The organism is Rhizobium altiplani (assembly GCF_001542405.1).
Lineage (GTDB): Bacteria > Pseudomonadota > Alphaproteobacteria > Rhizobiales > Rhizobiaceae > Rhizobium > Rhizobium altiplani.
The window spans coordinates 1-12,583 of sequence record NZ_LNCD01000067.1 but is presented as its reverse complement, the minus strand read 5'-3'; the positions used below and the strand labels follow the sequence as shown (position 1 = coordinate 12,583).

The following is a 12,583-nucleotide window of genomic DNA, read 5'->3' as shown; positions in this document are numbered from 1 at the left end:
GAGCTGGTGTCGGTCCAGTCCGGCCGCGGTGCGGCATTCGTTGTCGTTCGATTACCTGACGGACGCCGCCGTTCAATTCGCCGATCGATAACCGATCTTGTAACCGCTTCGCCGGAAGCGCGAAGCGAGTCGAAGTCGGCGCCTCGCATCAGCGTTCGAACCCTGCTCACATTGATGCACCATTTGAACAGCATGGTTACCTCCCGTTCCAAGGAGGTGATTCGCGATGAACGTGCAATCAAAACCGTACCGCGTAGCGTCTCAGTCCCTCGTAAAGCTTCTTACCCCGAGCACGACAGTCCCGCGTCCGTGGCTCGATCTGCCGCCGGAGACGCGGAAACAACTTGCTCAAAAACTTGCCCCCCTGTTGATGCGGATGCGGTCAATACGCGCGCCGACAAAGGTGGATCGGCATGCTGAGAGCGACGAATAACCCGGACGAGCGCGTCACGGCCGAGCATCGCGGCAAGCTCGCCTACATCTATGTCCGCCAGTCTTCCGTAAACCAGGTGCGCCATCATCAGGAAAGCACGGAGTTGCAGTATCGTCTGATCGATCGTGCCGTCGCTCTTGGCTGGCCACATGAACGCGTGCACGTCATCGATGAAGATCTCGGCAAATCCGGTTCGGGCTGCGTCGAGCGAGAGGGCTTCAAGAAGCTAATCGCGGAGATCGGGCTGGGAAACGCGGGGCTTGTCATCAGTCTTGACGCCTCCCGGCTCGCCCGTAACAACCGCGACTGGCATCAACTCCTCGATCTGTGCTCATTGTTTGGCGTCATCATCGCTGACGGCGAACGGCTCTACGATCCGTGCGCTTATCACGACCGCCTGCTGCTGGGCTTGTCCGGCATCATGAGCGAGGCGGAGCTGCACCAGATCAAGCAACGCCTGCATCAGGGTGAGCGCCAGAAAGCGGCACGCGGCGAATTGCGCCTTGGCCTTCCCGCCGGATTGGCTTACGACCGCTCAGGCCAAATCATCCTCAACCCCGATGAGGAGGTGCAGGCAAGGCTGTGCCTGGTCTTCAGCAAATTCCGCGAGTTAGGAAGCGCGCGGGCAGTGATGCGCTACCTACGCAAGGAGAATTTGCCGTTGCCAATGCGCCCCCTTCGTGGTCCGGCGCCGCACGAAGTGGTTTGGCGTGAGGCCAGCAACCCGCGGGTGCTCAGCATTCTCCATAATCCCGGCTATGCTGGGGCCTATGTCTATGGTCGGCGGCGGCAGACGGGTGGACGCGTTCGCCAGGACGTTTATCGTCCGCGGACGACTAAGGTCCCCATCGCGGACTGGGAGGTCTGTTTGGAAGCGGCCCATCCTGGTTACATCGGCTGGGAGCAGTTCATGGAGAACCAACGGCGATTGGAGAACAACATCAACCGCTACGAAGCCGGCCATTCGGGCTTGCCGCGCAAGGGCGCCGCGCTGCTGCAGGGCATCGCTGTCTGCGGGCGGTGCGGTCGCCGGATGAGTTTGCGCTATAGCGGCCCTGCGGGAAACTATCCCGTCTACGCATGCCGCGCCGACCGCGGCCACGACGGAGGGCCGTTATGCCAGGAGGTGCGCGCTCTGCCGGTCGATGCACGCGTCGAAAGCATTCTACTCGAGGCTCTGACGCCGGACAGGATTGCTATCGCCGTCGCCGCACTGGGCCAGATGGAAGAGGAGGCCCGTCAACTCGAGCGTCAATGGGCTCTGCGGCGCGAACGTGCGCGCTACGAGGCGGAAAGGGCACGGCGCCAATATGATGCAGTCGAGCCAGAGAACCGCTTGGTGGCCCGTTCGCTGGAACGCGGATGGGAGGAAAAGTTGCGCGCGGCCGCGGCCATCGAGCAGGACTATGAACGGTGGCGGTCCGACGAGCCCCTGGTTCTCAGCGAGGCAGATCGCGACGGGTTATTGGCACTCGGAGAGAACCTGCCTGGCATCTGGCATGCCCCATTGACCACGGCGGCCGAGCGAAAGAGCATCTTACGCCTCATTATCTGCGAGGTCGTTCTCGATCAAAAACGGCTGCAAGGACAGGTCTGGATCAAGATCTTGTGGCAAACGGGAGCGACGAGCGAGCACTCTGTCCAAAGGCGCGTTCATACCTATGGCGACTATATCGATATCGACAAATTACGAGCGCGCGTGACGGAGCTGAACGCCGCAGGCAAAATGGACAAGGAAATTGCGTCGGTACTGAACGCGGAAGGCTTCCGTGCCGCACAGAATTGCGCCTTCAAAGGTGACAATGTCTGGCTCTTGCGCAGGCGTTGGGGCATTCCAACCGTCAAAATCAACGGAACGAGCTCCAACCCCGTCAGGTGGCCAGACGGAACCTATTCCGTTCAAGGAGCTGCTGCAGCTCTTGGCATTACGCCGCAGACCATCTTCAAATACCTGGCACGAGGCCTGATTCAAGGCCGGCAGCTAGTGAAAGGACAACCATGGCAGATCGAACTGATGGAGGACCAGATCGACATTCTACGCGCTCGCGCTCAACGCAATAGACGATCGAGGAAACAGGCATCATGAAATCATTGGTGACAGCACGGTCGCCGACGCCATACTCGACCGCATCGTGCATAATCCGCACTCGCCAAGCTGAAGCCATACGAACGCGCAAAGGCCGAACGATTTCGGCTAAACGACCGACTTCTTGAATTCCTGAACGCCCTTTGAGCATGAGAACTATGCCGAGTGTCAACGACCGGTTCTCGATCGAAATGGCGGGCAAAGCGCTTCATACCGCCATAATCGGAAGAGGCGCTCGGCATAGTTTGGCGGTCGGCATAAACCTCCAAGATGGGCAGCATCAACCCGCACGCTTATCTCGCCTACATCATCAATCGCATCGCGATCATCCCGCAAAAAGGATCGGCGAACTCCTTCCTTGGAACTGGTCTCACCAATCATAGTGTCCACTTAATTCCACAGTGGACACCATCGAATTCCAGACCGAACACCTCCCGGTCGTCACGCCACGCTTATGGCTCAAGCGGCGCCCGAGTTGGAACTGGCGATATTGACGGCGGTGCGAGGACGCCGGTGATCGGACTATCGAGAGAACCGCGGCACGCGAAGTAGAATCTTTAAGCGACTGCCTTGTAGCCCGGCTGTCAACATCCGAGACCCTGTGGCGTCCAGCCCGCCCCGGTGAACGGGCTGGCTGAAGCTTGGACATGGCTTGATGTTCTGCAGGGTTTTGGCACGCCGACTCAGCGTCGAGTCCGGCACGGCCAGATCGCGATCTAGGAGTTCGAGGCACGAACGAGTATGCCCGGTTGAGGCAGTGCCAGCCGGAACACTGCCTGAAGTGCTAGCGCCGTCCCGGCTGTCAGGGTTGAGTAGGGCGGCTGATGCGAGGCGGGGCTTCCCAGACGCAGTCGCCTTCTCTGAAGACATACCGTAGGGCCAGATGCGGCAGGAAACACACGAAACTTTACACCCAGATACCACCACGGCTAGTAGGTTCGTTATTTTCGCTTCTTAGATAATTTAGCGGAGCCATCATGAGAGACAGGCGCCGTGATTGAGCGGCAAGCGGCATCTGTCTGCTATGAGCGCGAGCGCCCACTTGAAGGGAGGTGTGTCATGCGACGCGATAATGAAATGAAACTCGGACTGTTTCTTGATCCAGCGGGATTTCACCAAGGTGCATGGCGCGATCCGAACGCGCCCGCAAATGGTGGAGTTGATATCGACCTATGTGCTCATTTGGCAACACTTGCCGAAGGTGCGAAGTTTCACTTCGTGTTTGTCGCCGATCAACAAGCTGTAATATATGATCACGCAGCCCTAGCTCGAATGGGTGGCAACGATGGGTTCGAGCCGATTACGCTGTTGTCGGCGCTTTCATCGAGAACTCATGACATCGGCCTTGTCGGGACAGCGACGACGACGTACTACCAACCCTTTCACCTTGCGCGCATGTTCGCATCACTTGACCACTTGTCGCGGGGACGCGCAGCCTGGAATATTGTCACCTCGTTAAGTAATTACGAAGCCCAAAATTTCGGGGAAAAGGAACTTCCACATCATGACGCGCGCTACGCTCGAGCAAGGGAATTCGTAGAAGTTGTCAAAGCTCTTTGGGACACCTGGCAGGACGACGCGTTTATCCGCGACAAGCAAAGTGGTATTTACGCTGATACTACGAAGCTGCATTTGCTTAACCACCGAGGGAACCACTTTTCAGTCAGAGGCCCGCTGAACATTGCAAGGCCGCCGCAAGGCTACCCCGTGTTGGTTCAGGCTGGCGCATCCGATGCCGGAATTGCATTCGCTGCGGAAGTGGCTGAGGTCGTGTTCACCGCCGAACCGTCTTTAGAAAACGGCAAACGATACTACGCAACAATTAAAGAGAAGGCGCGTGCGCTTGGACGGGGGGACGATCAAACGCTAGTCATGCCGGGCATTGTCCCGATTGTCGGGAGGACCGAGCAAGAAGCCTTTGAGAAGCTTCAAAGACTACAATCGTATACGCACATCGACGCTCTGATTGGCGCGGCCCAACTTTGGCTGGGGTCTGTCATCGACCTGCGTTCAACGGATCTTGACTCGCTAGTCCCCGAGGCTTTACCGCAGACGAATTTCATCAAGAGCCGTCAGAAACTGCTCCTCGACTTGGCCGCGCGACAGAAACTCACCTGGAGAGAACTAATCCGCTTGATATCGGACAGCCGTGGTCATCGACTGGTTGTTGGGACACCTAGCGAAATTGCCAACACCATGATCGATGTATTTGATCAACGTGCGGCTGACGGATTCAACGTAATGCCCGCGACCGTTCCTGGCGGACTCAAGGATTTTGTTGAGCTCGTCGTTCCCGAATTATGCCGACGAGGAAAATTCAGATCTAGGTACTGCGGCCAAACTCTAAGAGAGAACCTCGGGCTCAAGCAGCCACTCAATCAGTTCACGCAGGCAGGTCTAAGCATTCGTCCGTGAAAACTGCTCAAGCCGTTGCGGGTTCTGCCGCGGGTTTTGAATTGCGGGCACTCCCCTATTGCATTATGTCGGTTCGAGACGATCTAATTGCTGAGAATGACGGCCATTGGAACAAGCAGGAAATAGACGCGGGTTCTTTCAAGGATGGCCGCCTCGGGCGACGCTGCTCGGCGCTATTACGACAACTGGGCGAGCATATTGGCTGCTCTATTTCTTTCGCCTGCCAGGACTGGGCCAGCACAAAAAAGCGGCGTATCGCTTCTTCTCCAATCCAAACGTTGACGAGGGTGATATTCTCGACGGCCATTTTTCCGCGACGGCCCAACGCTATGATGCTTGCAATGGTTCCAATCTTGGTGCTGCAGGCTACTTTAGCGTAAGCGGTGCATTGACCCCGTCTGGCGATAGCAAGGCATGGCGCTTATTGATGTGAGCTCAGGGAATGAGCTTGGTATGAATTGCGATGTCTGAAGCTATGTCCGAACATAGAACGTTCCATATGATCGAAGCCGCTGCGGGTCGCCTGGAGGGGGCGCCGCGAGAGGTTCGACGCTGGTCAGATGAGTTCAAGGCTCAGGCGGTAGTCGAAAGCATGGAGCCGGGTGCGAGCGTTTCGGCGGTGGCAAGGCGCATAGGGATCGACCCCTCACAGCTATTCACATGGCGGCGCAATGCGACGGCCAACGTCTTCAAGTGTGTTGGACCCTGCGGCGCAACAACACCGTGCTCGGCAAGATGCCCACGCAAAGCATTGATCAGTTGCGTGCGCTGCCTGACAAGAAGATCACGCGTGCGGAAGACCGCCGACCTCGCTTGTTGTTCCTCGGCTTTGACAGTAACGAAGCGCATGGTCGGCCGAGATGCGGCCTCAGCGATAGCCTCCGCATCGGCCGTGTCGTTCTTTTGGCGCTTTACATATGGCTTGACGTAGGTCGGAGGTCGGAGGGATCAGCCGCACGTCGTGGCCGAGACCGCCGATGGCACGACCCCAATCGTGTGCGCTCGCACAAGCTTCCATTGCAACTATGCAGCTCGGTTGGGCGGAGAGAAACGGAAGAAGCTGAGCCCGCGTCAATCTCTTCCGGAATGCGACACCGCCGTCGGCGCGAGCGCCATGGGCATGGAAGACGCGCTTCGCCAAATCGATACCAATGATGGTGACGTTGTCCATATTAATCCTCCTAACTGTGACATTGCCAGCATTGCCAATCTGCCACATCGCGCGACAGAGGCAGGAGGGGCATCCACTCCATCAACTTCCCCGCGGAGGGCTTGACCGGACGCTTACTGTCATCGGGGTTGGTTGCGCCACTGACGGAAACCGGGAAGACGGAGGTCAAGTTCGACCTCTTGGAGGCGAGGACAAACTGGGGGCCGCAACGTTGGGACTACAGTACCCGACATACCTTTCGTCGACTTTGTGCAATTGATGACACGGCGGTGTTCAGCCCCGCGTCCTGCCGCACTCTCATCGAAGCCCATTCAATAATAAGCAGACATTTCGTGGGAGGCTCTTTTTGGCCCAGTTGGCACGCCTGTTGCTGCTATCGATGCAAGTTGCCTGTAGCTGCCAACCGGACTTTAGGTCTGGGCGACAGTGTGAGCGACGAGCCGAGGAGAAAAGCACCAAGTCAGGGTAGCATCGCCATTCAAACCGAGAAACGCGCTGTTTCACTTGTAGGCCCTCACGCCCAGCCCAGAGCCATCGAAGGGAGGGCGTCCGGGTCTGGAGCGATATGTACGAAAAGGCACGTCGAGTTGTTCGACGATGCCGCCCAGGCGGGTAATCAGAACGAGTTCGCCAGCAAGGAGGACGACAAAATGCATGACGCGAAACTGCTATCGGCCGCACGAGAAGTTCTATCCCAGTTGCGGCTAGTTCTTCTTGCTGGAGGATCATCAACTGAGCGCGCAGCCTCTCTTGAAACTAAAGATGTACTATTGCCGCACCTCCAGAAACTTTGCCGTTCAGTTGAATTTGTTGAGCCGAACGATGTAGAGCAATTGCTCCGCGCCGTCCTCCAATGCGACTTCGTGCTCAGTGTGGTCTATGGAGCAGGAGGCGAAGATGGTACGATGCAGGGGTTCCTTGACATCCTGCGCGTTCCCTACTCCGGGCCATCAACGCTGCCCTCCGCAATTGGAATGAACAAAGACATCTTTGTCTCATTGCTTCGAGATTGGGGCTATCCAGTCCCGCGCGGCCGTTTAGTAACAGCCCTGGGAGACCCTCGCTCCTGGCCGCTCGAACTACAGCAGTCGCAGGTACTGGTCCTTAAACCGATTGGCGAGGGGTCCAGTATTGGAATCAAGATGCTGGATGGCCATGCTGCAGCCGCGGAGGCGATTGCCCGAATCGAACCTACTGATCGCTCCAGGTGGCGCCTTGAAGAATTCATCGAAGGGGCATCCGGCACCGTCGGTATCTTTCAAGTGGGATCAGAGCTTATCATCGGAGATGCCGTGTTATTCGACCTTCCAATCGGCTGGCGCTTCTACGATGACCGGCTGAAGCAGAGGTCGGTCGATGAGCATGCTATACCCAAGATACTCCAAGGACCGGCGGCAGAACGTATTCGCGATGATGTCCTCAGGCTTTATAAACAGCTGGACTGTAAGGGGCTTGTACGCTTCGACTTTATCTATAATGACGGCGCCCCCGTCTACCTCGAGGTTAACACCATCCCAGGACTGCTCCCTGAAAGCAATGCGCCACTCTCGTTCCAATCACGGTTCTCATTCGAAGATCTCATCACACTAAGCACTGCTGCGCAAATACCCGGGCAGCTGATGATCTCCACCAAGGTTGTGTGACGTAGGCTAGTGTCGTGAGGAGGCGCGTGATGAATGGAAACGTCTCCGGCCGGCGCATTTGACGCCGGAGCAGATGGAGGAGTGCTGTCTGACAGCCGCGGCTGCGTTACGCCAGGGGCGGCTTCCCCAGACTGAGATCGCCCGATAGATCGGCGTCAACTGCGCGAGTGTCTGGCATTAGGGTCGCTACGCTGGCGCGCCGGTGCCGATTGGCTGCCAAGACACGGGACCGCCGCGGCTTCAGTACCAAGCCAGAGGCCGGCTAGGCAGCCACCTGGCTAGGGGGTGACGGCTGGCGCTGCCACCGAGTGTTAGACGCGTAAGTGCATTGCGGGGCTAGTAGAGGGGACTTTGGAGTGCACTAACATCGGCGCAATCTGGAGCGCTGTTGAAACGCGCAAGGGCTCAGCATGCAGCGTCCCGCCACACGAGCCAAGGAGCGGGTGAACCCGTAATCGCAGTCTGGCGTAACACGATTGGATTGCTTTGAGTTGAACACTTTATCTAGCTGGACAGAACAATGAGACACATCAACTTTCTCTCATGCCCTCCACCAGTTGACTTGCCCGGGCAGTGGCCATTTATCAAGATGCACGGCCTACAAAACTATTTTGTGATTGTAGATCGGCGCGACGGGTCGAAGTCTTTCGATCACGAGGACATCGTCCGCATCTGCGATTGCCACACCGGTCCGGGAGGCGAGCAGCTGCTCACCATCGAACCACCCTCGGACAAGGGGCGCAACGTCGGTGCCTACGCGGCGATGAGAATCTTTAACATAGACGGCAAGGAAGTCGGTGCATGCGGCAATGCCACGCGCTGCATTGCGTATCTTCTTCTCGAGGAGACCGGCAAGGACGAGGTGCAGATTGAAACAAAAGCAGGTGTCCTTCACTGCCGGAGAGCAGGGCCAATGCAAATCAGCGTCACGTTTGGGCCAATCAGCATGGACTGGCGCAGGATTCCCCTTTCCAGAGAGGTAGATACGCTTCACCTGCCCGTACAAAGCGGACCACTGAAGGACGGCCTCGCGCTCGATATAGGCAACCCGCACGCTGTCTTCTTCGTCGATTGCCTCGAACTCTTTGACATGGCTCACCATGCGCCGGTGGTGCAAAACGACCCCCTCTTTCCCGAGGGCATTAATGTGGACGCCGCCGAGGTTCTGGACGGGCGGACACTGCGGCTCGCCGTCTGGGAGCGTCCGGGCATATTGACCAAGGCATGCGGAACCGGCGCATGCGTCGCCGCCTATGCGGCACTGAAACGAGGCCTCGTCACTTCCACCAGAATTGCGGTCCACCTTCCGGCCGGATTGCTGAAAATCGAGATCGTAAACGGAGACATGGCTGTCATGACCGGGCCTGTCGCGTTCTGCTGTCATGGCTTTATAGAAGGAGGCAAGAAGTCGTAGGATAACGTCAGTTAGCTTTTGCGAGGTTGCGCGGGTTGAGGGTCTGAGTGAGCCAGACAAGTGGATCGACGTTGTTCATCTTCCCCATTTATGCCGACCGTCGACCTATCCCGAGCACCTCTTCCAACATTGACCTTGCCCCCAAGTTTTATCCAGCTTTGAGTTCGCTCCAGCGGTTTTGGGTTGCTGCGGCATACACTGCGGGTAGCACAGCGCAAGACTCGTTTCGCCCTCGTTCTTCCTTTGGCTGACCAATCTCTTGAAATCCTTGACGGATATATCGCGGACGGGCGTAACCCGCAGACTCAGCAATTTTCTCACGTCCATAGAAACGCCGTTGTCGCATATATGACATTGACGATAGTCAGACATCGTTCCTTTCTCCCTCATCTGAGCACTGAACATCAATCATAGAAAGTGCCTCGATGTTTGCGGGGCTGGCACAACTCTTGCTTGGTCTGAATTGAAGAGGCGGGAGCCGACGAGAGTGACGAGAAGAGCGCTAGTTTTTATCGAAGGTAATACCGCCGGTACCGGACAACTTTATGTCCGGGCCGCGCAGGATCTTGGGCTCCATCCAATAGTCCTGGCAGCTCCGCCCGTTCAATACGACTATCTTACGGAAAAATGTATCGAGGCAATCATAGTTGATACGAAAGATCTTGATGCGCTTATCCGCGAATGTTCCCGCCTCCGTTCAACGTATGACGTAGCTGGGATCACCTGCGCCAGAGAGGCATTCTATGCGACTAGTGGCAAACTCTGTCGGCATTTTGGGCTGCCAGGCCCCAATCCGGAGGCGGTAGAAAGATGCTGCAACAAATTCACGCAACGTAAGCTCCTTAAGGAAGCAGGCGTTTCCGTACCGTCATATTTTCTAGCAGTGAATACTACCGAAGTTATATCCGCTGCTGCAGAGATTGGCTTCCCTGTAGTTGTTAAGCCAGTCGTAGGTGTTGGTAGTGCCGGTGTACGACTCTGCTGCAATGTCGATGAGCTGTGTGAGCAGACGAGCCATTTGCTGAACAGCACAGACGTGCGACATTTCTCGTCAGGCATACTGATTGAAGAATTGGCGCAAGGCCCACATTTTTCGGTTGAAACAATGGGGACTGACGTTATAGGGGTCTGTGCTGCTGATTTCGGCCCTCCGCCGCACTTCGTGTATCGTCATTTCGCATTTCCGGCCCCGCTGAATGAATACGAGTACCGGCGTATCGTCGAGGTTGCACAGAGTTCTTTGCGAGCTCTCGGACTTGAATGGGGACCGGCCAATATCGAACTCCGGTGGACGAGTCGTGGACCCGTCGTTATAGAAGTCAATCCGCGCCTTGCTGGAACGCCGGACCCACAATTGGTTCTGTTAGCATACGGTATCGACCTCATCACCGAGCACATCAAGCTTGCTATCGGCGAGCAATCGACGTTGCACAGGAGACGTTCGCACACTGCGGCCGCCCGAATACTAGTTCCTGACCGCGACGGCACACTAACGTGGTCTGATAGCGAGAGCCGGTTGGCCGTTTTACCAGGTGTCGCAGAGGTCAAATTGTATCTAACTACGAACACAGCGATCATTAGGAAAGGAGATGCCCGAGACTGGATTGGGCACGTCATAGCGGCTTCACCGAGCCTAGCTCAGTGCGAGGCGATCCTTCAGAATGCCGTCGATCAAATCGATTGGACAATAACTCCGTTTCCGACGTAAACGCCTATTCTGCCCACATCGCAAGGCCTTTGATCTTCGGTTCCAGCTAGAGGCATTTATGAGCCGGGTTCCCGCCGTATCGTGTATCGTCATTTCGCGTTTCTGGCCCCGCTGAATGAATACGAGTACCGGCGTATCGCCGACGTTGCACAGAGTTCTTTGCGAGCGAGATCTCACCATCAGTGAAGCAAAAGTTGAGAAAACCGTAAGACCGTATGTCCGTCTTCGTGCCTGAGGTGGCTCGCCCTACACTGGTCTTCCGAGGGTTGCTCGGATAGGCCGAGCCGATCCTCATCACAGGAGGACGAGCCGTGGCAGATTATAAAGAAGCTTTTATAGGAATCGATGTCGCCAAATTAAAGAATGCGATTGCTATCGCTGAATCCGGCCGGGAGGGAGAGGTCCGCTTTTGGGGTGAGGTTGACGCCTCTGATACCAGCATGCGCCGCATCATCCAGCGGATAGCAGCAAAGTTTGACCGAGTTCATTTCTGCTACGAGGCGGGTCCGACCGGATACGGGCTGCATCGGCTTATCCGATCGCTTGGCCATGAATGTGTGGTGGTCGCTCCATCATTGATCCCCAGGAGGCCGGGCGACAGAGTAAAGACGAACCGTCGAGATGCACTCGCGCTCGCCCGGCTATTGAGGGCCGGCGAGCTCACGGCAGTGTGGGTTCCTGATGAGGGCCATGAGGCGATGCGCGACCTCGTTCGCGCTCGAGCTGCTGCTGTCGAGACATTGCGGGTTCACCGACAACAGATCAGTGCCTTTATGCTCAAACACAGTCGCATCTATCCACGCAAGAAGGGCTGGACGATGCGCTACCTGCGCTGGCTGCAGGAGCAACAGTTCGATCATCCGGCGCATCAGATTGCGTTGCAGGAAATGGTCGAGGCGGTGCGCGTCTCGAAAGAGCGCGTCGAACGACTGGAGAAGGTGATCGAGGAGTTCGTCCCAACCTGGTCGCTGGCGCCGGTCATTCGAGCGCTGCAGACCCTGCGAGGGGTCGATCTGATCGTCGCCGTGACATTCGCCACGGAGGTCGGCGACGTAAGCCGATTTGAGAGCCCTCGCCAACTGATGGGCTATCTCGGCCTGGTCCCTGGTGAGCGATCAACGGGTGAGACGGTCAGACGGGGTGGGATCACCAAGGCCGGCAACGGTCGGGTTCGGCACATGCTGGTCGAGAGCGCCTGGACTTATCGGCATCCGCCGAAGGTCGGCACGAGAAAGCTCTACCTCATGGAGCAAGCCCCATCGAAAGTTCGAGAAATTGCATGGAAGGCTCAGAGCCGGCTGACATCTCGATATCGAATGCTCGCCACTCGGGGAAAGCGAACGACAGTGGTTTGCACCGCCATTGCCCGCGAGCTGACCGGCTTCATGTGGGCTGTTGCAAGGGAGGCGCAGGCGATCAAATCATAAGTCGCCGAAGCGAACTTGCACCTCGCGCATGGGCGGAGGCGGGACAACGGCAGGGGAACACCCGTCAGACGCTTTGTGGCCGGCAATTGACCGACGCCCGTAGTAAGATCGGAACAGCCCCGGACGCACAATCGGGAATGCGGTAGCCAACCCGCGCATCAGAGTTTGATCACCGACGTCCTTCAGTTCCGCCTCCACCCATACGCGATCATCATCATGAACAGCGTTCGGTTGGGCGGTCGGTTTCTCGCGCCCAAAGCATTGACAACGGACATCAGAGCGGTGT

Annotated in this window: 8 protein-coding genes and 2 pseudogenes; 8 read left to right on the top strand and 2 right to left on the bottom strand. The window is 57.1% G+C overall.

Features of this window, described 5'->3' with window-relative positions:
• Nucleotides 1–194: hypothetical protein (locus AS026_RS42720; RefSeq protein WP_205634470.1), on the bottom strand; the 194-nt coding region annotated here is incomplete at its 3' end.
• 219 nt (nt 195–413) lie between these two features.
• Here AS026_RS42720 and AS026_RS14915 point away from each other — a divergent pair.
• From AS026_RS14915 to AS026_RS44540, 4 genes and pseudogenes are all read left to right on the top strand, one after another.
• A complete protein-coding gene (locus AS026_RS14915; protein ID WP_028749699.1) occupies nt 414–2,519 on the top strand; it encodes a recombinase family protein in 2,106 nt (701 codons plus the stop codon).
• Between the two features lie 1,059 nt (nt 2,520–3,578).
• Entirely contained in the window at nt 3,579–4,934 is a 1,356-nt protein-coding gene (locus tag AS026_RS14910) for an LLM class flavin-dependent oxidoreductase (protein ID WP_028749602.1), read from the top strand.
• Nucleotides 4,935–4,999: 65 nt separating this feature from the next.
• Nucleotides 5,000–5,314 (top strand): transposase DNA-binding-containing protein, encoded by a 315-nt coding sequence (locus tag AS026_RS14905; protein WP_037076650.1) that lies wholly within the window; start codon nt 5,000–5,002, stop codon nt 5,312–5,314.
• An 83-nt stretch (nt 5,315–5,397) separates the two neighbouring features.
• Nucleotides 5,398–5,550 (top strand): annotated as a pseudogene (locus AS026_RS44540) (transposase); the annotation flags it as partial.
• A 53-nt stretch (nt 5,551–5,603) separates the two neighbouring features.
• On the opposite strand, the pseudogene AS026_RS14900 reads toward AS026_RS44540, so the two are convergent.
• Nucleotides 5,604–6,105: pseudogene (locus AS026_RS14900) on the bottom strand (IS110 family RNA-guided transposase); the annotation flags it as partial.
• 587 nt (nt 6,106–6,692) lie between these two features.
• Between AS026_RS14900 and AS026_RS14895 the strand changes: the two are divergent.
• The 4 genes from AS026_RS14895 to AS026_RS14880 all read left to right on the top strand — a co-directional run bounded on the left by AS026_RS14895 (nt 6,693) and on the right by AS026_RS14880 (nt 12,297).
• Nucleotides 6,693–7,748 (top strand): D-alanine--D-alanine ligase family protein, encoded by a 1,056-nt coding sequence (locus tag AS026_RS14895; protein ID WP_235777214.1) that lies wholly within the window; start codon nt 6,693–6,695, stop codon nt 7,746–7,748.
• Between the two features lie 520 nt (nt 7,749–8,268).
• Nucleotides 8,269–9,162, top strand: a complete 894-nt coding sequence (gene dapF, locus AS026_RS14890; protein WP_051321220.1) for a diaminopimelate epimerase — start codon at nt 8,269–8,271, stop codon at nt 9,160–9,162.
• A 487-nt stretch (nt 9,163–9,649) separates the two neighbouring features.
• Entirely contained in the window at nt 9,650–10,870 is a 1,221-nt protein-coding gene (locus tag AS026_RS14885; protein WP_028749595.1) for an ATP-grasp domain-containing protein, read from the top strand.
• 311 nt (nt 10,871–11,181) lie between these two features.
• The gene (locus AS026_RS14880; protein WP_028748939.1) at nt 11,182–12,297 is read left to right on the top strand and encodes an IS110 family RNA-guided transposase; all 1,116 of its coding nucleotides are present in this window, start codon (nt 11,182–11,184) and stop codon (nt 12,295–12,297) included.
• Nucleotides 12,298–12,583: the final 286 nt, after the last annotated feature.